Raw genomic sequence first — 21,194 nt, 5'->3', positions numbered from 1 at the left:
GTTCACGCACTTCCCGGATTGCCATGACCGCACTGCGCACGCTGTATCCCGCCATCGAACCGTACGAAACCGGCATGCTGGACGTGGGCGATGGCCACACGATCTACTACGAACGCGTCGGCACGCCCGGCGCCAAGCCGGCGGTGTTCCTGCACGGCGGGCCGGGCGGCGGCATCTCGGCCGACCACCGCCGCCTGTTCGACCCCGCGCGCTACGACGTCATGCTGTTTGACCAGCGCGGCTGCGGCCGATCGACGCCGCACGCGGGGCTCGAAGCCAACACCACGTGGCACCTCGTGGCCGACATCGAGCGCCTGCGCGCGATTGCCGGCGCCGGGCGCTGGCTCGTCTTCGGCGGCTCCTGGGGTTCGACGCTGGCCCTGGCCTACGCTCAGAAGTATCCGCAGCACGTGAGCGAACTCGTGCTGCGCGGCGTCTACACCGTCACGCAGGCCGAGCTGCGCTGGTATTACCAGTACGGCGTGTCGGAGATGTTCCCGGAGAAATGGGCCCGCTTCCAGGCGCCCATCCCCGAAGACGAGCGCGGCGACATGATCGCGGCCTACCGCAAGATCCTCACCGGCACCGATACCGCCAAGCAGATCGAGGCGGCCCGCGCGTGGAGCGTGTGGGAGGGCGAGACCATCACGCTGCTGCCCGACCCGGGCAACAGCGCCAAGCACGCCGACGACCATTTCGCGCTGGCCTTCGCACGTCTGGAGAACCACTACTTCACGCACCAGTGCTGGCTCGAAGAAGGCCAGCTGCTGCGCGAGGCGCACAGGCTGGCCGGCATTCCCGGCGTGATCGTGCATGGCCGCTACGACATGCCGTGCCCAGCGCGCTATGCCTACGCGCTGCACCAGGCGTGGCCCGATTCGGACTTCCACCTGATCGAAGGCGCGGGCCATGCGTGGTCCGAGCCCGGCATCCTCGACCAGCTCATTGCCGCCACGGACCGCTTTGCCGGCAAATAGCGGATGACGGACTCCGTCGACCTGCGCTTCCTGCTCGCCATCCAGGACAACGGCAGCCTGGTGGCGACGGCGCGCGCGCTCGGCCTGACGCCGTCGGCCGTGTCGCAGCGCCTGCAGCAGCTGGAGAAGAAGCTTGGCACGCGGCTGGTCGACCGGACCGCGCGCAGCCTGCGATTCACGCAGGAGGGCGCACTGCTGTGCGAGCGCGGCGCGGAGCTGATCCGCCAGCTCGATGCGCTGTCGGAAGACCTGCACACGCGCCGCGGCGGCCTGGTCGGGACGCTGAAGGTCAACGCGCCGCTCGGGTTCGGGCGGCGTTATGTGGCGCCGATCATTGCCGAGTTTCAGCAGCAGCACCCGGATGTCGACATCGAACTGACGCTGTCCGATGCACCGCTCACCGAGGCGGCGGATCGCTTTGATGTGGTGGTGCATATCGGCGCGTTGCAGGTATCGAACCTCGTGGGCTACGCGATTGCGCCGAATGCGCGGTTTGTCTGCGCATCGCCCGCGCTGGTGAAGCGTTTCGGCCTGCCGCAAGCACCGGAGGACCTTGCCGCGCTGCCGTGCATCGTGCTGCGGGAGAACAAGGAGGATGTCACGCTGTGGCACTTCAGCAAGGGCCGCACGAGCCGCAGCGTGCGCGTGCGGAACCACCTCGTCTGCAACGACGGCGACGTGATCCGCCAGTGGGCGCGCGAGGGCCGCGGCGTCATCCTGCGCTCCGAATGGGACGTGGCGGACGATCTGCGCGCCGGCCACCTGGTGCGCCTGCTACCCGGCTGGAAGGCGCCCGACGCCAACGTGATCGCGCTCACACACGGCCGTGCCGGCTTGCCGCAGCGCACGCGCCACTTCATGCAGGCCTTGCAAAGCCGCTTCAGACCGCAGCCGCCGTGGCGCGCCTGATGTAGTGCAACTGAATCTATGAATCAAAGCGGCTTCACCGAAAGACCGCGCCTGATGCCTACAATCGGCTGCATCGATTCCCGCCGATATGCAGGTGACACGCATGCCCCTTGCTGCCGCTCCTTCCCGTTACCCGAGGGCCGTCCTGTTCGATCTGCTGACCGCGCTGCTCGATTCGTGGTCGCTGTGGAACCGCGCCGCCGGCTCTGAGCCGGCAGGCCGCACGTGGCGCGCGGAGTATCTGCGGCTCACGTACGGCTGCGGCGCGTATGTGCCGTATGAAGCGATGGTGCGGCAGGCTGCCAGCAACGTCGGCCTGCCCGATGCGGCGCCCGACGCGCTGGAAGCCCACTGGCTCGAGCTGCAGCCGTGGAGCGGCGCGGTGGAGGCGCTGACCGCGCTGCAGCCACACTGCAGGCTGGCCGTCGTCACGAACTGCTCCGAGCGCCTGGGCCGGCAGGCCGCCGCGCTGTTGCCCATCCGTTGGGATGTCGTCGTCACGGCCGAGCAGGCGGGCGTCTACAAGCCCGACCCGAAGCCGTATCGGATGGCGCTGGACCAGCTTGGCGTGAATGCAGCCGACGCCGCGTTCGTGGCGGGCTCCAGCTACGACATGTTCGGCACCGCCGCCGTCGGCCTGCGCACGTACTGGCACAACCGCATCGGGCTCAAGCCCGTGCAAGGTGCGCAGGTGCCGGAAATCACCTCGCCGACGCTCGACGGGCTGCTGCCCTGGGCCGGCCGTTTTGCCGCACCCGTTTGAGGAGGCCACCATGACATCCGATACCGCACACCCGCTGGAGGCGCTTGACACGCCCGCCGCGCTCATCGACCTGCCGCGCATGCAGCACAACATCGCCCGCATGCAGCACCGCATGAATGCGCTGGGCGTGAAGTTTCGCCCGCACGTGAAGACCACCAAGTGCCTCGACGTCGTGCGCGCGCAGCTGGCCGCCGGCGCGCAGGGCATCACCGTGTCGACGTTGAAGGAGGCCGAGGCGTTCTTTGCCGCAGGCATCAAGGGCATCCTCTATGCCGTCGGTATCGTCGCGGGCAAGCTGCCGCGCGCCATGGCGCTGCGCAGGCGCGGCTGCGACCTCAAGCTCGTGGTCGACAATGTCGAGGCCGCCCGGGCCGTGGTCGACCACGCCCGCACGCACGGCGAGCGCTGCGAAGTCTGGATCGAGGTCGACACCGATGGCCACCGCTGCGGCCTCACGCCCGAACAGGATGCGCTGCTGGACGTGGGGCGCACGCTGCAGGCCGGCGGCATCGACGTGGGTGGCGTGATGACGCACGCGGGTTCCAGCTACGACCTCAGCGACCGTGCTGCGCTGGCTGCCCTGGCCGAGCAGGAGCGTGCAGGCTGCGTGCGCGCCGCCGAGCGCCTGCGCGAAGCCGGCGTGCCGTGCGCCGCCGTCAGCGTCGGTTCGACACCCACCGCGCTGGCCGCCGAGCGGCTGCCGGGCGTGACGGAGGTGCGCGCGGGCGTGTACGTCTTCTTCGATCTCGTGATGCACAACGTGGGTGTCTGCGCGATGGATGAAATTGCGCTGAGCGTGCTCACGACCGTGATCGGCCATCAGCCTGACAAAGGCTGGGTGATCGTCGATGCCGGTTGGATGGCCATGAGCCGCGACCGCGGTACCGCCAGGCAGGCGCACGACTACGGCTACGGGCAACCGTGTACGCTGGACGGCATGCCCCTCGACGGGCTCACGCTGATCGGCGCGAACCAGGAGCACGGCATCCTGGGGGCCACCGACGGCACGGTGGCGAGCGATCTTGTCGGGCGTTTTCCGGTGGGCACGAAGCTGCGCGTTCTGCCCAACCACGCGTGCGCGACGGGCGCGCAGTTTCCGGCGTACCAAGCGGTGCCGTCATGCGGCGCGGTGCAGACCTGGGCGCGCTTCCATGGCTGGTAATCGACCGGGCTGTCGACTGTGCAAAAGCAAAAAGCCCGCATTGCTGCGGGCTTTTGCCTGAATCCTGGTGCCCAGGAGAGGACTCGAACCTCCACGGAGTTACCCGCTAGTACCTGAAACTAGTGCGTCTACCAATTCCGCCACCTGGGCTAGGTGAGCGGCGCATTTTACCGGCCGCTCCAGAATTTGCAAGCCCCTTTTTTGCGCAGGCCGGCATTGCCGCGCGGCGCCGCGGTTACACCCGTTACGTCGCTGGCCATCTGCCGGGCCGCCACCTCGCTGCTACGCTGCCGCGCAGTGCATTGCAGTCCATTAACGAGGTTTGCCCGATGACGAAACTCCGCCACGCCACCACCGGCGCCTTCCTTGCCGCCCTGGCCACCTTCGCCCATGCCGAACACCCTGTCTGCACGCTCGTTGCCGACGCCGCCACGGGCAAGGTCGTCCTGCAGGAGGGCAAGTGCAACGAGCGCGTGACGCCGGCGTCCACCTTCAAGCTGGCGCTGGCCGTCATGGGCTACGACGCCGGCTTCCTGAAAGACCCGCACACGCCGGTCGAACACTTCAGGCGCGGCGACCCCGACTGGGGCGGCCGGCCGTGGCGCCAGCCTGTCGACCCGACGCTGTGGCTCAAGTATTCGGTGGTCTGGTATTCCCAGCGCATCACCCACGCGATGGGCGCGCAGATGTTCGCCTCGTACGTGCGCAAGCTCGACTACGGCAACATGGATGTGAGCGGCGACCCGGGCAAGAACAACGGCCTGGATCGCTCGTGGATCACCTCGTCGCTGAAGATCTCGCCCGAGGAGCAGGTCGGCTTTCTGCGCCGGCTCGTCAACCGGCAGTTGCCCGTGTCGGCGCAGACGTACGAGATGGTCGACCGCACCGTGCAGACGTGGCAGGTGCCCGGCGGCTGGGCCGTGCAGGGCAAGACGGGCACGGCGGGCCCGGCGCCGGGCAATACCTCGGCCGACGGCACGTGGGATCAGGCCCACGCTTATGGCTGGTTTGTCGGCTGGGCGAAGAAAGGAGGCCGGACCTACGTGTTTGCGAACCTGATCCAGGACGACAAGATCGAGCCCACCTCGGGCGGCATCCGCTCGCGCGACGCGATGCTGGCGCGCCTGCCGCAGGTGCTGGCTGCCGCCAAGCCCTGATCGGCCTCGGCATGGGCTGTGCCACGGGGTCGCAGATGGGGCGCGGCGGTGGGCGCCATCGGACCCGAGCGCTCGGGCACGGCGTCCGCGCTTGCCAACGTGGCGCGAATGAGGGGGGCGACGCTGGGCGTGTCCATGCGCGGCGCGGCGTATGCCGCCAGCGGCGGCGGGGTGCCGGGCTTGCGCGTCGCCATGCCGTGCGGCGGTGCGGTGCAGCTGGTTTTGCGCGGCCGTGGCATGGCGGCATGGGGACGGCCGCCATTCGTGAGACAAACTGACTAATACCCCCGGCAGCAGCCAGGATTCTGCTGTGCCGCAGGCCGGCATCCGTAACGCCCCGCGGCCAACACCGTCCGCCCCGCTTTGCTTGGCGGCAAGCCGCACTTGCGCGCCGCTTCCGCGTTTCCTCGCGTATCCCACCATCAGCGCGCGTTGCCGGAATTCGTGAAAACCCTAGGAAACCCGCACCAGCCTTAGCGATTGGTTATTTCACGCGAAAAGTCTACGCTTGCTACGTAGTACTACGTGTGGTGGGTGCGTACAGGTGCGGATGGTTTTCCGAGGATGGCGCGGTCACAGTGCGCCCGATAACAACAGAGACGGAAAGCACTTCGTCAGATGACTGTCCGGTCACGCGCTTCGCGTGGCACCTCACCGGTTCAAAACAACATCCGAAGTCCGCATCAGGAGACAGATCCATGAAGTTCTTGCTCGCGCTGCCATTCATCGGCCTGCTGTGGGTGCCGTTCTACAACCAGGAAACGCCCACGCTGTTCGGCTTTCCGTTCTTCTACTGGTATCAGTTCCTCTGGGTGCCGATCACCTCGCTGCTGATCTGGATCGTCTTCAAGAACGGCCAGAGCAAGGGAGAAGAATGATGGACGGACAGATCAACTGGACTGCGCTGGGCATCTTCATCTTCTTCTTTGCCCTGGTGACGGTGCTGGGTTTCATCGCCTCGCGCTGGCAGCGCGGGCAATCCGACAAGGGCGCGCACATCGACGAATGGGGCCTGGGCGGCCGCAACTTCGGCACCTGGATCACGTGGTTCCTGGTGGGCGGCGATTTCTACACCGCCTACACCGTGATCGCCGTGCCGGCGCTCGTGTATGCGGTGGGCGCGTATGGCTTCTTCGCGCTGCCGTACACGATCCTGGTGTATCCGATCGTCTTCCTGATCATGCCGAAGCTGTGGAAGGTGGCGCATGCCAATGGCCACGTGACGGCGGCCGATGCGGTGTACGGCCGTTACGGCTCGCGCGCACTCGAGTTTGCCGTGGCGCTCACCGGCGTGGTGGCGACGATGCCGTACATCGCGCTGCAGCTCATCGGCATGGAGGTCGTGATCAAGGCGCTGGGCCTGACGGGCGAGCTGCCGCTGGCGGCGGCCTTCATCATCCTGGCGCTGTACACGTACTCCGCGGGCCTGCGGGCGCCGGCGCTCATCGCGTTCGTCAAGGACATCATGATCTACATCGTGGTGCTGGTGGCCGTGGTGCTGGTGCCGGCCAAGCTGGGCGGCTATGGTGCGGTGTTTGCCTCGGCGCATGACGCGTTTGCCGTCAAGGGCGGGGCCACGGGGCTGACGCTGAAGCCTGCGCAGTTCCTGCCGTTTGCCTCGCTGGCGATCGGCTCGGCACTGGCCGCGTTCATGTATCCGCATACGCTCACGGGCATCTTTGCCGCGCGCAGTGCAGACACCATCCGCAAGAACGCCGTCTTCCTGCCGGCCTACACGGTGCTGCTGGGCCTGATCGCGCTGCTGGGCTTCATGGCCTACGCTGCAGGCATCAAGGTGACGAACAACAACGACGTGGTGCCCGCGCTGTTCAACGCGCTGTTCCCGAGCTGGTTCACGGGCTTTGCGTTTTCGGCCATCGCCATCGGTGCGCTGGTGCCGGCGGCGGTCATGTCGATCGGCGCGGCCAACCTCTTCACGCGCAACTTCTGGAAGCCCTACGTGGCGCCGGACCTGTCGCACGCCGGCGAGGAAAAGGTGGCCAAGGTGATCTCGCTGATCGTCAAGGCGGGCGCGCTGGTGTTCATCCTGTTCCTGCCGACGAAGTTCGCACTGGACCTGCAGCTGCTGGGCGGCGTGTGGATCGTGCAGACCTTCCCGTCGGTGGTGTTCGGGCTGTTCAACGTGTCGAACCGCTTCCGTGCGCCGGCGCTGCTGACCGGGTGGGCGGCGGGCATGATCGCCGGCAGCTGGTTGGCGTTCTCCGACGGCATCAAGCCCGTGCACACCTTTGTGATTGGCGGCGACAAGTTCTCCATCTACACGGGGCTCGCGGCGCTGGCCTTCAACATCATCGTCGCGGTGGTGGTGCAGCTGGTGCTGGGCAAGCGCGGGGAAGAAACGCCCGCGGTGCGCCAGGCAGGCTGATCGATGCAGAATGAAGAGCCGCCGGAAACGGCGGCCCTGGCGCAAAGAAGGCCGTGCTCGAGAGAGCGCGGCATTTTTTTCGAGGAGCGAGCCGCCTTCTGTCGCTTGGCATCGTCGCAACAGGAGCGCAGTGCCCCCCCTCTGATGTGACTGGGTCACCGCGCCCTTCGCGCTCAAGGGGTTTGCGTTGCGCTTGCCGACAAGCGCATGCACGCTGCGTGGGCGGGCGCGGCCGGTGCGCTCGAGCTCGAGTTGGCGAGCGCCATCGCGGAGCACTTCGACAGCATCGGGCCGCTTGCCAGTCTGGGCGGATCTGCGGATTCGGCATCGAAACCTATCGGCTCGCACTGCGGGCCGTCCACGCGGAAATCGGCGGCTGAAGCGCACCGTTGCAGCCGTGGCGCGGCGCGACGGGTACCCGCACGGCGGCAAAGCCGGGCAAAGCGCCGCGGTCATTTAAAATCGCGGACTTTGCCCGGATTCCCATGTGGTTCAAGAACCTTCAGCTTCATCGTCTTCCCGCCCCCTGGACCGTTGCCCCGGATCAGCTTGAACAATGGCTGGCACCCCACGCCTTCCAGCCCGGCAACAGCGTCGAGAAGCAGACCTTCGGATGGGCAGCGCCGCGCGACGACGGCGCGCTCGTGTATGCGGCAAACCGGCAGATGCTGCTCGTGTTCCGCGCCGAAAAGAAGCTGCTTCCCGCCTCGGTCATCAACCAGGTCACCAAGGAACGCGCGCTTGAAATCGAGGAGCAGCAAGGCTACAAGCCGGGCCGCAAGCAGCTGCGCGAACTCAAGGAGCAGGTGACCGACGAGTTGCTGCCGCGCGCGTTCAGCATCCGGCGGGATACCCGTGTGTGGATCGACACCGCCAACGGCTGGCTCGTCATCGATGCCGCTGCGCAGGCCATTGCGGACGACGTCCGGAGCCTGCTCGTGAAGTCGATCGACCCATTGCCGCTCACCACCGTGCAGGTGGCGCGTTCACCGGTGGCTGCGATGACCGATTGGCTGCTGTCCGGCGAGGGCCCGGGCGGATTCACCGTGGATCTGGACGCCGAATTGCGCTCGACCGGCGAAGGCGGCGCCACGGTGCGGTATGTCGGCCACGCGCTCGAGGCCGACGACATGCGTCGGCACATCGAAGCCGGCAAGCAATGCACGCGTCTGGGCATGACGTGGGACAACAAGATCTCGTTCGTGCTGACGCCGTCGCTGACCATCAAGCGCGTCACGCCGCTCGACGTGATCAAGGAAGCCGCGGACCCGACCGCACAGAACGACGACGAACGCTTCGCGTCGGACTTCGCCCTGATGACGGGCGAGTTGGCGCGGATGCTGGCGGATGTGGTCGACAGCCTCGGCGGGGATCAGCGCGAGGCGATGCAGCGAGCCGCTGCCTGAGCGCCGCGGGCTGCGGGGCGGCCTGGTCGAACGTAGACCCGGCCCGTCAGGCGCCGTAAATCCGTTCGCACCAGCCCGCGCTCGCGCCGAGCTTGCGCGACAACTCGGACGCCGCCTGCAACTGCGTCGCAACGAAATCGCCCGATGCGCGCGCGGCTTCCAGCCTGGATGCCGCGCCCGACAGCGTCAGGGCTGCCATGAATTTGTCGCCGGAGCCGAACACCGGCGTCGCAAACGCCGCCGTGTGCTGGTCGCGCGCGCCGGAGGTGAAGAGCGGCAGCGCGGGCGGTGTGTCGTACAGCGGTTCGCCCAGGCCCCAGTAGCGCAGCACGTGGCTGATGGCGGTGTCGTCCAGCGGTAGCGACGTACCGGGCAGCCGCGTCTCGCGCAGGCCCTCCGACGGCTCGGCGCGGAACAGGCAGAGCCGCCGGCCGTGGTCGATCACGTAGTACGATGCGCTCTCGCGCGTGGCGGCCGCCAGCGCATGCAGCACCGGCTCCACCACCGACGACAGGTGGAACGACTGTTCATACAGCTTGCCCAGGTACAGCAGGCGCGGCCCGAGCGAATACGCGCCAGACTCCGAGCGGATGACATAGCGCATGCGCTCGAGCGAGTTCATCAGCCGATACACCGTCGTCTTATGCATGCCGGACACTTGCGCCAGTGCCGCAAGTGAGAGCGACTCCGCTCCCGGCTTGAAGCAATCCAGCAAGGCCAACGCCTTTTCCACTGCGGCGACGCCGTCGTTCCCCATTTCCTCGCCCCCGAACCGAATAACGGCACGATTGTACTATGTACAACGCCGTTTTATGTGGCGGAAGGGTAAACGCTAGTGGATCGCCGCGGATGTCGTGGTTATAGTGGTTTCACTGGGTACACCAGTGTTGTACGTAGTAAAACTGATATCCACTGAGACAGGTTTTTCATGAGTACCCCTTTGCATTCCACTTCCACCATCGTGCGCGACATTGAGCGCGTTTCTCCGGCCCTGGTGGAGGCGGCTGCCCGCTTTCAGGCCGCCATCCTGGCCGACGTGGCAGGCCGTCGCGGCACGCTGAACGGCCGGGTCAAGCCACTGTCGCCGACGATGAAGTTGGCCGGCCCCGCCGTCACAGTGGAAGTCCGGCCCGGCGACAACCTCGCCATCCACGCGGCGCTGGCCGTTGCCAAGCCCGGCGACGTGATCGTGGTGGACGGCAAGGGTGACCAGAGCTGCGCGCTCATCGGCGAGATCATGGCCACGCAGGCGCATGCCACCGGCATTGCGGGCTTTGTGATCGACGGCGCGGTGCGGGATTCGCACGAGCTGGCGACCGGCGCGTTTCCGGTCTTCTCTGTCGGCCTCAACCCGTGCGGCCCGACCAAGAGCGTGGCGGGACGCGTGAACCTGCCGGTGTCCGTGGCGGGCGCGACCGTGCATGCGGGCGACCTCGTCGTCGGCGATGCGGACGGCGTGGTCGTCATCCCGCGTGACGATGTCGAGCGCATTCTCGTGCTGGCGCAGAAGAAGGTCGATGCCGAAACCGCCCGCATTGCCGCCATCCGCAAGGGCGACACGCGCCCAGGCTGGCTGGAGAAGGAACTGCGCGCCGTGGGCATGCTGGCCGAAGGCGAGGCACTGTGATGGGCGCGACTGTACACAAGCCTGTCGTCCTGGTGACGGCGGCCGACCTGGCGCCGCAGGCGCTCGACATGCTGGCCGACTTCGAGGTCGTGTTTGCCGGCAAGCAGCCGACCGAAGACGACATCGTCGCGCTGTGCGGGCGGCACAAGCCGGTGGCGATCATCGTGCGCTAGGGCAAGGTCAATGCGCGCATCATGGATGCGGCCGGCAACCTGCAGGTCATCTCCAAGCACGGCAGCGGCATCGATGTTATCGACCAGGAGGCTGCTGCCGCGCGCGGCATCGCCGTGCGCGCCGCGGTCGGCGCCAATGCGGCGGCGGTGGCCGAGCATGCGTGGGCGCTCATCCTGGCGTGCGCCAAGGCCGTTCCGCAACTCGACGCGCGCATGCGCGCCGGACATTGGGACAAGGCGACGCACAAGTCGGTCGAGCTGGATGGCCGCACGCTGGGCCTTGTCGGCCTGGGCGCGATCGGACGGCGCACGGCCGCCATCGGGCTGGCGTTCGGCATGAAGGTGCTTGCGTTCGATCCGTATGCCAAGGAGGCACCGGCCGGCGTGCAGCTGGTCAGCCTCGACACGCTCTACGCGCAGTCGGACGTGGTCTCGCTGCACTGCCCGCTGACGGCCGAGAACCGCAGGATGCTGAACCGCGACACGCTCAAGCGCTTCAAGCCGGGTGCGATTCTCGTCAACACCGCGCGCGGCGGCCTCATCGACGAGGCGGCGCTGGCCGAGGCACTTGCCAGCGGCCAGCTGCGCGCGGCCGGGCTCGACAGCTTCGAGGTGGAGCCGATGACGACGCCGCACCCGTTCCAGGGCATCGGCAACGTCATCCTGTCGCCGCACATCGGCGGCGTGAGCGATGCGGCCTACGTGAACATGGGCAAGGGCGCGGCGGCCAACGTGCTCGCGGTGATCGAGGAGCGCGCGCGTACTGCCGCGTGATGGCCATGTACATGCTCTCGCCAGCTGTCGTGCGTGAAGCGGAAGTCTTTACGCGCATGCCGGACACGTTCCGCAGGCCCGACGTGCAGACCGAGTGGGCGCGCGCCAACCGCGGTGGCCAACCCACCGACGCCTTCCTCGAAGGGCCGGTGTGGAGCCCCGATGGCCAAGGACGCGGCCATCTGTACGTGACCGACATCCCGCATGGCCGCATCTTCCGCATCTCGCCTGCGGGCGAATGGGAGCTTGTCGTCGAATACGACGGCGAGCCGAACGGCATGAAGCGGTTCGACGACGCGCACCTGCTCATCACCGACTACCGCAACGGTCTGATGCTGCTCGACATCCGGCGCGGCGTAGTCACGCCGTACCTGGAGCGGCGCAACTCCGAGCGCTTCAAGGGCGTGAATGACCTGACGTTCGATTCGCGCGGCAACCTGTACTTCACGGACCAGGGCCAGACCGGGCTGCACGATCCGACGGGGCGCGTCTATCGCGTCTCGCCGGAGGGCAAGCTCGACACGCTGCTGGACAACTGCCCCAGCCCCAACGGGCTGGTGCTCTCACCGGACGAGAAGGTGCTCTACGTGGCCATGACGCGCGGCAATTGCGTGTGGCGGGTGCCGCTGCAGGCCGACGGCTCGGTCAGCAAGGTGGGGCAGTTCTTTTCGTCGTATGGCCCAAGCGGCCCGGACGGCCTGGCGATCGACACGTCGGGCAGGCTGTTCGTGGCCAACCCCGGCCTGGGCCGCGCGTGGGTGCTGAACCATCGCGCGGAGCCGGAGGTGATTGTGACGAGCCCCGAAGGTGCCTCGCTGACCAACCTGTGCTTTGGCGGGCCCGGGATGAAGACGCTGTTCATGACGGAATCGATATCCGGCACGGTGCTCATGACCGAGATGGACATCGCCGGCCCGCTGCCGCACCGCGCGAGGGCTCCAGCCTAGCGCATCGATACGCAACCCGGAGCGCCCACAGAGGCGCGATGGAGGAGACCATGCAACTATCCCAGACCTTGAGTGCAGCCACGCCGCCAACAGACGCGAGTGCGCATGTCGCGGCCACCCTGCCGGATGCCCACTACCAGGCGAGCGAGCGCACGCTGGCCAAGGCGTTTCGGCGCATCCTGCCCTTCATCTTCGCCTGCTATGTGATCAGCTATCTCGATCGCACCAACGTGGGCTTTGCGGCGCTCACCATGAACCAGGACATCGGCCTGACCGCCGAGCAGTTCGGGTTCGGGGCGGGGCTGTTCTTCATCGGGTATTTCCTGTTCGAGATTCCCAGCAACCTCATCATGCAGAAGGTGGGCGCGCGCGTCTGGATCGCGCGGATCATGATCACGTGGGGCATCTTCTCGATGGCGACGGCGTTTGTAGTCGGACCCAAGAGCTTTGCGGCCGCGCGCTTCCTCCTGGGGCTGGCCGAGGCGGGCTTCACGCCCGGCATTTACCTGTATTTCACGCACTGGTTTCCGGGCAAGTGGCGCGCCAAGGTGACCGCGGCGTTCCTGGTGGGCATTCCGGTGGCAAACATGATCGGCTCGCCGATTTCCGGTGCGTTGCTGCAGCTCGGCGGCCTGCATGGCCTGCGCAGCTGGCAGTGGCTGCTGCTGATCGAAGGGTTGCCAGCCGTGCTGCTCGGTATCGCGTGCCTGTTCGTGCTGGCGGATCGGCCGGAAAAGGCGAAATGGCTCACCGACGATGAGAAGGCCGTCCTCGCACGCCGTCTCGCGCTGGAGCAGCGCGACATCGCCAGCAAGCATGGCGCGACCCTGCGCGATGCGATGACGAACTGGCGCGTCTTCGTGCTGGCGTTCATCAACTTCTGCGGCATCGTCGGCTCCATCGGCGTGGGCCTGTGGATGCCGCAGATCATCAAGCAGTTCGGCGTCGAGCACACCGTGGTCGGGTGGCTGACGGCGACTCCGTACGCAATGGGCGCTGTGGTCATGCTGTGGTGGGCGCGTGTGGCGAACCGCGCGCAGAACCGCATTCCTTACGTGGCCGGCGCGCTTGTCGTGGCGGCGGCGGCGCTGGCGGCCAGCACGGTGTTGCACGCACCCGCGCTGAAGCTGGTCGCCCTGTGCGTGACGGTGAGCGGCATCCTGGCATTCCAGGCCACGTACTGGGCCATCCCGTCGAGCTTCCTGACGGGCCGTGCGGCGGCGGGCGGTCTGGCGCTGATCGTATCGGTGGGCAATCTCGGCGGCTTTGTCGGGCCGTCGATGATCGGCGCGATCAAGCAGTTTTCCCACGGCTTCACGGCGCCGCTCATGGCGGTGTCTGCGGTGCTGCTCATCGGTGCGCTGGCCATCGCCTGGCTGGGCGACCCGGGCGCAGATGCCGGGGAAGCGGCCGCCCATTGACGGCCCCATCGCAGTACCTACCCTTGTTTCTGAACACCCCATATCGACAGCGCCGCAAAATCCACGACGGCGCCAGGAGACACACATGCAAGTGACGGGCAGTACCGGTGTCACCGATCTCGAGCAGCGGACCCTGCGCAAGGTGGTCTGGCGGCTCGTGCCATTCCTCATGGTCTGCTACCTGCTGGCCTTCATTGATCGCGGCAACGTGGGCATGGCCTCGCTGCAGATGAACCATGACCTCGGGCTCACGGCCCGGGTGTTCGGGTTCGGCAGCAGCCTGTTCTTCGTGTCGTACTTCTTCTTCGAGGTGCCGAGCAACCTGGCGCTGCAGCGCTACGGCGCGCGCATCTGGATCGCGCGGATCATGATCACGTGGGGCCTGGTCTCGGCCGCCACCGCGCTGGTCAGTGGCCCCGCGTCGTTCTACACGCTGCGCTTTCTGCTCGGCGCGGCCGAGGCGGGTTTCTTTCCCGGCGTGCTGCTGTATCTGTCGTACTGGATTCCGGCCACGCACCGCGCGCGCATCGTGGCGATTTTCATGGTGGCAATTCCGGCAGCGAGCTTCATCGGCTCGCCCATCTCGGCCGCGTTGCTGCAGATGGACGGCGTGGCCGGGTTGCGTGGCTGGCACTGGCTGTTCATTCTCGAAGGGATTCCCACCGTGCTGCTCGGCTTTGCGTGCCTGCGCGTGCTGACGAACCGGCCCGAAGAAGCGAAGTGGCTGTCCGACGAAGAACGCCAGTGGCTGACGAGCACGCTGGCCGGCGAAGCACGTGGGCCGAAGAAGGTGGCGCAGATGCCGCTGGTCAAGCTGTTCTGCAATCGCTACGTGCTCTGCCTCGCGCTGGTGGATGTGTGCGCGTCGGCGGCCGGCAGCACGCTCTCGGTGTGGCAGCCGCAACTGCTGAAGTCGTTCGGGCTGACCGTCATGCAGACCGGGCTGCTGAACTCGGTGCCGTACGCGCTGGCATCGGTCCTGATGGTTCTCTGGGGTCGCAGTTCCGATCGCCGGAAAGAACGTCGCTGGCACACGGCCATCCCCATGCTGCTGATCGGCCTGGGCCTGTTCGGCACGTCGCTCAGCGACTCGCTCATGCCGACCATGGTGATGCTGTGCGCGGTGCTCGTCGGCGCGTATTCGTTCAAGGGACCGTTCTGGGCGCTCGCATCGGGCATGCTGTCGAACAGCGCGGCAGCAGCCGGACTGGCCACCATCAATGCGATTGCCAACCTCATCGGCGGCGGCCTCATGGTGAATGTGTACGGCTGGGTCAAGCAGGCGACCGGCAGCTACGCACTCGCGCTGATGCCCCTGGCCGTGTTGACGCTTGTGAGCGTGGCGACGCTGCTGCTCCTGAGCCGGAACCGGCGGCAAGCGCAGGTGCTGAGCAAGACGGAGGCCGCCTGACCATGACCGCGTTCAATCGAAGGCACTTCCTGCTGGCGACCGGCGCGGGTGCCCTGGCTGCCGCCGCTGCGCCGTTCGGCCATGCAGAGGAGGTGTGGTCCAGCGGCTCGGCGGCGCCGTCGTTCAAGCTGCCCGCCGGTGCCGTGGACTGCCACATGCACATCTACGACGACCGCTTCCCCAGCGCGCCCCACACCACGCTGCGGCCGCCCAACGCCAGCATTGCCCAGTACCGTCACGTCCAAGCCCGCCTGGGCGTGCAGCGCAATGTGGTGGTCACGCCTTCCACCTACGGCACCGACAACCGCTGCCTGCTCGACGCGCTCACGCAGTTTGGCGGCAACGCGCGGGGCGTTGCGGTCGTCGATACGTCGGTGACCGACGCGCAGCTTGCGCAGATGCACGCGGCGGGCGTCCGCGCGATCCGCTTCAACCTGAGCTACCCAGGCGCCACCACCGTCGACATGCTGGCCCCGCTGGCAGCGCGCGTGGCCACGCTTGGCTGGCATATCGAACTCGTCGTGCCCGGCGCAAAGCTGCCGGAACTGGAGCCTCACCTGCGCGCGCTGCCGTGCCCCCTCGTCATCGACCACATCGCGCATATCCCCCAGCCGGGCGGCCTGCAGTCGGACGCCATGCGCACGGCACAGCGCCTTGTCGACAAGGGCAACACGTGGATCACGCTGTCCGGCCCCTACGTGGACACGCAGACCGGCGCGCCCGCCTATGCCGATGTGGAACCCGTGGCGAAGGCGTTCATCGATATGGCGCCCGAGCGGATGCTTTGGGGCACCGACTGGCCGCATCCGACCGAGAAGACACACAAGCCCGATGATGCCGCCCTGGTGGACTTGATGGCGCGGTGGATCGGGCGCGCCGATTGGCTGGAGCGCGTATTTGTTTCCAATCCGGCGCGGCTTTATGGCTTTGGTTGACCCTGGCGCCATGCAGCCGCGTTGCGCCCCAATGCCTCGGCGGCCAGCCCAGCGCCTCACCGGGCCCGAGCCAACTTCCGGCACTCAGAAGTACACCGTCGCACTGGCCCGATACGTTCGCGGCGCGCCCTGCACCAGGATGAAACCCCAGCTCGGCAGCCAGTACCTCTCGTTGGTCAGGTTGTCGACGTTGAAGCGCAACGTCACCGGCTTGCCGCCGACCTTGGTGCTGTAACGCGCGCCCACATCAAACGTGTGATACCCCGGCACGATGTTGCTGTTGTTCGCTTCGAGCGCCGAGTTGCCAACGTACTGCCCTCCCGCAGACAACACCAGCCCCGGCATCGCGGGCACGGCGTATTCGAGGTACGCCGTTGCCTTGAAGCGTGGCGCGCCGTAGGCCCGCTTGCCCTGCACCGACGCATCGGCCTGGGTGTTCTCCGCGTCCATGAAGAGCACGCCACCGAGCACCGTCCAGTCGCGCGCCAGCCTGCCGCGCGCACTGAGTTCCAGCCCGCGATAACGCGTCTCGCCGTCTTGCGTGTAGACGTTGTCCGGGCGCAGATAGGCCAGGCCCCGCTGCACCTGGAACAGCGCTGCACCGAACGTCCAGTCGTGCAGCTCGGCCTTGGCGCCGATTTCCATCTGCTTGCTCTTGAGGGGTCCGAACACCGTGCCCGCATTGGCGGCGGTGTTGGGCGCGCTGTTGCCGGCTTCCAGAGATTCCACGTAGCTCGTGTACAGCGTCAGGGGCTGCACGGGCTTGAACATCACCGCCAGCGTGGGCGTGATCGGGTCGCGATCGTACTTGGCGGACGTGGTGCCGTCGGCGCTGTAGCCGGTCTGGCGGAAGCGCGTGTAGCGCAGGCCACCGAGGACCGACCACTGCTCGTTGAACTTGACCGTGTCGCTCGCAAACACGGCGGTCTGATTGATCTTCGACGTGCGGTACATGCCGTCTGACGATGGCACCTGCATCGGTGTCGCGCCCGAAGAGACGAACGCCGACGTGTCATACAGGTTGCCCGTGCCGAGCAGCGTGGCGCCGAAGCCCGTGGTGGCCTGCGTGAGGCTCTGCCATGACGTGCCCAACACCAGCTCATGCTCGATCGGACCGGTGCGGACTCGGCCGTTGACCATCACCTGCGCCTGGCTGTACTGGTAGCGCTGGTACGAGCCGTACTGCAGTTCCGTGAACGTGCCCGCGTTGTCGGTGAGCTGGATCGCGCTGTCGGCGTTGCCGCGATTCTGCTGCGCGTAGCGGTACGAGGCGCGCACGTTCCAGTCGGGCGTGGCGGCCCAGTTCAGCTCCGTGCCGACGGTCTTGATCTCGGTTTCGTAGTACGACCCGCGCGAGGCCACACGCTGGCTGCCGTCAATTGCGCGCGGCGTGCGCACGAACTCCGTCACGGGTACGCCAAAGTCCTGGCCGGGGATGATGCCGTAGTACGCGCCCTGTACGTTGCGCTGCATGTACAGCCCGTCGAACGACCATTGCAGATCGGGCGTGATGCGCGCATCGAGCGCGAGCGATGCGGAGTCGCGCTTGATGTGGCCGCCGTCGACAAAGGTGTCGCCTTCTTCATGCACCACGCCCAGACGCGCGCCCAGCGCCTTGCCCTCCCCGAAGCGGCCGCCCACGTCTATCGATTCCTTCAGCGTGCCGCCGCGGGTGAAGCCGAATGTGGCGCTGCCGCCAAACGTGTTGGCTGGCCGCTTCGTGACGAAGTTGGCAATGCCGCCCGGCGTGCCAAAGCCATACATGAAACCGGACAGGCCCTTGAGCAGTTCGACACGCTCGAAGTGTTCGAGCGGGAAATCGCTGCCCCAGTTCGGCACGGCAAGCCCGTCGATCTTGTAGCCCTCCAGCAGGTCGAGCTGCAGCCCGCGGATGGTGATGTTCGATGCTTCGCCGATGTAGCCGTCGTTGTTGGCCGTGACGGACGGGTCGCCCTTGAACACCTCCCCGATGGTCTGCGCCTGGCGATTCTGGATGAGTTCCTGCGTGGCGACGTTGATGGAGAAGGGCGTGTCGAGCAGGGGTCTGTCGCCCAGCGCGCCGGTACTTGCCTGCTTGGCGCCGTACGCGACCGATTTGCCCGCCGACACCTGCGTGGCAGGCAGCTCGACCTGCGCGGTGCTCGGTTGTGCCAACGCTGCGCCGGCGCTCATCGCGCTCAATGCCAGCGCAAGCTGCCGTGCCAGCGGCGTGGCACGAAGGTGGACGGTGGAATGGCGTGGTGCTGCGGCTCGCATGATCAAGCTCCCCGGGATCAATGTGTCGATACGGACGTGCGTGACCACGCGCATGCCGACGGCGGCACGCGCGAGGCCTCTGCGGATGGATGGTTTTTCTTTAGGGCGTCAGGGCTCTCGGGCCACGCTCCTCAGGCTGCGGTGGGCGTGCGATTCACGCGCCGGCATGGCCCAGACGGAATCGGGCGCACCGTGGCGCCCCCGGCGCAACGTGGCACGCGCGAGGCCGATAAAGCCGCACGCCAGCGCCAGTGCGCCGATGTCGAAACCGGCGACCATCCAGTCGCCGCGCGCGATGGTGCGCAGCAGGTGGTCTCCGGTCACGACGGCATTGGTGATGGGGGCGAGTACCGCCGCAACGGCGGCAGCGCCCAGCAACTCGACCGCGCCCCGTGCGGGCGGACGCAGCATCGCCCACGTAATCGCCGCGAAGAACACGGTGTAGTACGTCACGCCAGCCGATTGCCCGGGCCACAGCAGCGCTGCGGGAAACGTCGCCATCACGCCCACGCAGCAGCCGATGCAGACGCCCACCGTCGCACGCGCCAGCAGTTGGTGCACGCGCGGCTGGTCGGCCTGGCGTTGCTTGCGCCGCGATTCGATCCACAGCAGGTTGCCGGAATAGAACACGAACGCGCCGGCCAGGCCCATCACGAGGTAGGCCAGGCGCAGGGCGATATCGCCATAGGTGCCGAAATGCAGCCCGTAGACGAGGCTGTAGATGGCGTGGTTGGTGTCGCGCACGTCCGGCGTCTGGTTGCCGACGAGCTTGCCGCTGTCGGGCTGGTCGGCCGCCGCGCGGATCGCCACCGAGCCGTAGTCGCCCACGGCGCGTGTGCTGCTACCGCGCACTTCCGCCACGGCATTGGCGTCGCCAATGTGCTGATAGTGGATCGACTTTGCCGTAAAGGCGGGTCCGGCCGCTTCGCGTGCGCGGGCCAGCAGTTGCTCGGCGGGCAGCAGCGGCGCGGCGCGGTGGGCGGCGGTCACCGTGCCGGCTGCCGTGGTCACGCGCGGCACTGCGTCGAACAGCTTGCCGTTGAGCGAGACCGTGTTGAACACCGTCATCAGCAGGATGCTCAGGCACAGCACCGGCGCCGTGATCGCAAAGATCAGATGGAAGGGCAGGCTGAACAGGCCCAGCACGTTGTGCATGTCCATCCAGAAGCGCTTGAGATTGCGTCCCGGGCGCACCGCCAGCAGATCCTTCTTCAGGCGCGGCAGATGCAGCAGCACACCGGAAATGAGCGCCACGCAATACAGCACCGAGATCACGCCCATGAAGTACATGCCCGGCTCTTCCAGCCCGAGCGAGTAGTGCAGCCGGTTCAGGAAGTTGGCCAGCTCGCCCTTCATCGGTTCGATCGACAGGTCTTTCGGCGACGTCTTGCCGGCGGCAAGCCCGCTGCCGGTGGTCATCTGCCATTCGCCCTTGCTGTTCTGCCAGTAGGCGGAGAAGTCCGGCTCGCCCTCATTGGGAAAGATGACGTAGGTGCTGGCCGCCGCCGCCGGGTGCGTGCGCACCAGCGTGTTGACGAAGCGGTCGACCTCGGCCGGTGCGATGGCTGCCGACGCGTGATTCGCCCGCAGCGGGTTCTGCCAGGCGTGCAGTTCTTCATGGAACACCGTCAGCGCGCCGGCAAAGAAGGCGATGAACAGTGCCCAGCCGGCCATCAGGCCGACCCAGGTATGCAGCGTCTGATACAGGCGTAAGGTTGCAGGTTTCATCGCGGAGTCAGCTCACCATCAGGCGCGGCAGCCATAGCACGCCGAACGACACCGCGTTGGCCGCAGCCAGCACGGCCCAGGCGCGAGCGCTGGTCGGAAACAGCACACTCAGGCTGATGATCACCGCCCACAGCGGCAGGCAGAAGAGCAGCGCGCCGATGACGCCGCTCTCCCATCCGCCCGGCAGCCAGACGATGGCCAGCGTGCACAGCGCAATGGACAATGGCAGGCCAAGCACCGCCCCGGCCAGCCACTTGGTGCCCATGCCCGTCATGGCTGCGGCTCGGCGCCGGCGCGCCGGCGCTGCACCCAGGCGCCTGCCAGCGGCCACAGCGACAATGCGCCCGTCATGACGAGCACCACCGCGATAACGGCACCGGCCCAGCCCAGCACGTCATTCCACAGCACGACGGCCACGGCGCACAGCGCAGCGGCGGCGCTGCACAACAGCCGCCCGCGCCCGCGCGTTGGCGGCGCAAACAGCACCTGGTTCGGCGCGGCCGCATAGAGGCAGCCCGCCGCCAGCAGCCCAAGCAGGAGGGCAATACCGTGCATGGCAGTCTTCAATGGAACTAAGAACGCAAATGATAATGATTCGCATTGCAAGTGGCAAGCGCTACCCCCTGCTCGTTGTAAGGACGGCGCGATGCCGTCCGCCGAGCCGGATGTCAGTGGAGGTTGCCCCAGCGCGGTACGGCCGGCTCCGCATTGGCCCATTGCCATGCGTTGCCGTTCTGGCAGGCGTAGATGGTGTATCCGGCGCCCGGGGCGGTCTTCGGCGCGCCGGCTTCCTGCACGGTGAGGATGGCTTCGCGGCAGGTGGCCAGCGGCGTGGTGAAGGTCCGCACGAGCACGACCTGGCCGTGCGCTTTGGTCACGCCCATCATCCGTTCGAGGGACCAGTTCAGCGACGGCGTGCTGTCGCTCAAGCGGCCCACTGCGGTGGCCAGCGCGTCCTGCTCGCTCGCGGCCCATTTGCGTGTCGCATATTTGATGGAGGCATCGGTGGCGGCGTTGACGGACACTGCCACGCCATAGGCCACCGCCGGGTTGGCTGTCACCGTGCCGGAAGCGATGCCCGCGGCAGCGCCGGTGAGCGGGCCGACCGACGAGCAGCCGGCCAGGAACGCGGCACCGGCCGCCAGGAGCCAGCGCATGCCGC

19 protein-coding genes, 1 tRNA gene and 2 pseudogenes are annotated in these 21,194 nt (G+C 67.1%); 15 read left to right on the top strand and 7 right to left on the bottom strand.

Features of this window, described 5'->3' with window-relative positions; genetic code table 11:
• Positions 1-23 precede the first annotated feature (23 nt).
• The 4 genes from pip to TK49_RS18995 all read left to right on the top strand — a co-directional run bounded on the left by pip (position 24) and on the right by TK49_RS18995 (position 3,811).
• Positions 24-977 carry a prolyl aminopeptidase gene (gene pip / locus TK49_RS19010; protein WP_045219055.1) on the top strand — a complete coding sequence of 318 codons (954 nt, stop codon included), beginning with the start codon at positions 24-26 and terminating at the stop codon, positions 975-977.
• Positions 978-980: 3 nt separating this feature from the next.
• Positions 981-1,886 (top strand): LysR family transcriptional regulator, encoded by a 906-nt coding sequence (locus TK49_RS19005; RefSeq protein ID WP_045219053.1) that lies wholly within the window; start codon positions 981-983, stop codon positions 1,884-1,886.
• Positions 1,887-1,989: 103 nt separating this feature from the next.
• Entirely contained in the window at positions 1,990-2,649 is a 660-nt protein-coding gene (locus TK49_RS19000; RefSeq protein ID WP_099050682.1) for an HAD-IA family hydrolase, read from the top strand.
• A gap of 10 nt (positions 2,650-2,659) precedes the next feature.
• Positions 2,660-3,811 (top strand): DSD1 family PLP-dependent enzyme, encoded by a 1,152-nt coding sequence (locus tag TK49_RS18995; RefSeq protein ID WP_045219050.1) that lies wholly within the window; start codon positions 2,660-2,662, stop codon positions 3,809-3,811.
• Positions 3,812-3,876: 65 nt separating this feature from the next.
• Here TK49_RS18995 and TK49_RS18990 read toward each other — a convergent pair.
• A tRNA-Leu gene (locus tag TK49_RS18990) sits at positions 3,877-3,961 on the bottom strand.
• Positions 3,962-4,140: 179 nt separating this feature from the next.
• Here TK49_RS18990 and TK49_RS18985 point away from each other — a divergent pair.
• The 5 genes and pseudogenes from TK49_RS18985 to TK49_RS18965 all read left to right on the top strand — a co-directional run bounded on the left by TK49_RS18985 (position 4,141) and on the right by TK49_RS18965 (position 8,760).
• Positions 4,141-4,968, top strand: a complete 828-nt coding sequence (locus tag TK49_RS18985; protein WP_045219048.1) for an OXA-22 family class D beta-lactamase OXA-443 — start codon at positions 4,141-4,143, stop codon at positions 4,966-4,968.
• Positions 4,962-5,236: pseudogene (locus TK49_RS25010) on the top strand (MFS transporter); the annotation flags it as partial. The gene TK49_RS18985 and the pseudogene TK49_RS25010, both read left to right, overlap by 7 nt.
• Before the next feature lie 430 nt (positions 5,237-5,666).
• On the top strand, positions 5,667-5,846 hold the full coding sequence (locus TK49_RS18975; RefSeq protein WP_009240236.1) for a DUF3311 domain-containing protein: 180 nt from the start codon (positions 5,667-5,669) through the stop codon (positions 5,844-5,846).
• The gene (mctP, locus tag TK49_RS18970; RefSeq protein ID WP_045219042.1) at positions 5,846-7,354 is read left to right on the top strand and encodes a monocarboxylate uptake permease MctP; all 1,509 of its coding nucleotides are present in this window, start codon (positions 5,846-5,848) and stop codon (positions 7,352-7,354) included. Before TK49_RS18975 ends, mctP begins: the two co-directional genes overlap by 1 nt.
• A gap of 485 nt (positions 7,355-7,839) precedes the next feature.
• Positions 7,840-8,760, top strand: coding sequence for a recombination-associated protein RdgC (locus TK49_RS18965; RefSeq protein ID WP_045219040.1), 921 nt, complete (start codon positions 7,840-7,842; stop codon positions 8,758-8,760).
• 46 nt (positions 8,761-8,806) lie between these two features.
• Here the strand turns inward: TK49_RS18965 and TK49_RS18960 are convergent, their stop codons facing one another.
• Positions 8,807-9,517 carry an IclR family transcriptional regulator gene (locus tag TK49_RS18960; RefSeq protein WP_045219037.1) on the bottom strand — a complete coding sequence of 237 codons (711 nt, stop codon included), beginning with the start codon at positions 9,515-9,517 and terminating at the stop codon, positions 8,807-8,809.
• A gap of 171 nt (positions 9,518-9,688) precedes the next feature.
• On the opposite strand from TK49_RS18960, the gene TK49_RS18955 reads away from it, so the two are divergent.
• The 6 genes and pseudogenes from TK49_RS18955 (at position 9,689) to TK49_RS18930 (ending at position 16,048) form a co-directional block, all read left to right on the top strand.
• Entirely contained in the window at positions 9,689-10,387 is a 699-nt protein-coding gene (locus TK49_RS18955) for an RraA family protein (protein WP_045219035.1), read from the top strand.
• Positions 10,387-11,334 (top strand): annotated as a pseudogene (locus tag TK49_RS18950) (NAD(P)-dependent oxidoreductase). Before TK49_RS18955 ends, TK49_RS18950 begins: the two are co-directional and overlap by 1 nt.
• Entirely contained in the window at positions 11,334-12,281 is a 948-nt protein-coding gene (locus TK49_RS18945) for an SMP-30/gluconolactonase/LRE family protein (RefSeq protein ID WP_394372238.1), read from the top strand. Before TK49_RS18950 ends, TK49_RS18945 begins: the two are co-directional and overlap by 1 nt.
• A 50-nt stretch (positions 12,282-12,331) precedes the next feature.
• Positions 12,332-13,702: an MFS transporter gene (locus tag TK49_RS18940; protein ID WP_045220340.1), complete on the top strand. Its 1,371-nt coding sequence runs from the start codon at positions 12,332-12,334 to the stop codon at positions 13,700-13,702.
• An 85-nt stretch (positions 13,703-13,787) separates the two neighbouring features.
• Entirely contained in the window at positions 13,788-15,113 is a 1,326-nt protein-coding gene (locus tag TK49_RS18935) for an MFS transporter (protein WP_045219034.1), read from the top strand.
• A gap of 2 nt (positions 15,114-15,115) precedes the next feature.
• Positions 15,116-16,048: an amidohydrolase family protein gene (locus TK49_RS18930; protein ID WP_045219033.1), complete on the top strand. Its 933-nt coding sequence runs from the start codon at positions 15,116-15,118 to the stop codon at positions 16,046-16,048.
• Positions 16,049-16,132: 84 nt separating this feature from the next.
• On the opposite strand, the gene TK49_RS18925 is transcribed toward TK49_RS18930, so the two are convergent.
• The 5 genes from TK49_RS18925 to TK49_RS18905 all read right to left on the bottom strand — a co-directional run bounded on the left by TK49_RS18925 (position 16,133) and on the right by TK49_RS18905 (position 21,189).
• Positions 16,133-18,304 (bottom strand): TonB-dependent siderophore receptor, encoded by a 2,172-nt coding sequence (locus TK49_RS18925; protein ID WP_157774015.1) that lies wholly within the window; start codon positions 18,302-18,304, stop codon positions 16,133-16,135.
• 108 nt (positions 18,305-18,412) lie between these two features.
• Entirely contained in the window at positions 18,413-20,032 is a 1,620-nt protein-coding gene (locus TK49_RS18920) for a PepSY-associated TM helix domain-containing protein (protein ID WP_045219031.1), read from the bottom strand.
• A gap of 7 nt (positions 20,033-20,039) precedes the next feature.
• Positions 20,040-20,306 (bottom strand): hypothetical protein, encoded by a 267-nt coding sequence (locus TK49_RS18915; RefSeq protein WP_045219029.1) that lies wholly within the window; start codon positions 20,304-20,306, stop codon positions 20,040-20,042.
• A complete protein-coding gene (locus TK49_RS18910) occupies positions 20,303-20,587 on the bottom strand; it encodes a hypothetical protein (protein WP_045219027.1) in 285 nt (94 codons plus the stop codon). The genes TK49_RS18915 and TK49_RS18910 overlap by 4 nt, the downstream gene beginning before the upstream one ends.
• A gap of 113 nt (positions 20,588-20,700) precedes the next feature.
• Complete coding sequence (locus tag TK49_RS18905; protein WP_226947021.1) at positions 20,701-21,189, bottom strand: hypothetical protein; 489 nt, start codon at positions 21,187-21,189, stop codon at positions 20,701-20,703.
• Positions 21,190-21,194 lie beyond the last annotated feature (5 nt).

The sequence above is a fragment of the Ralstonia mannitolilytica genome (assembly GCF_000954135.1).
Lineage (GTDB): Bacteria > Pseudomonadota > Gammaproteobacteria > Burkholderiales > Burkholderiaceae > Ralstonia > Ralstonia mannitolilytica.
The sequence above is the reverse complement of the archived record's forward strand: the minus strand, read 5'-3'. Positions and strand labels throughout refer to the sequence as shown.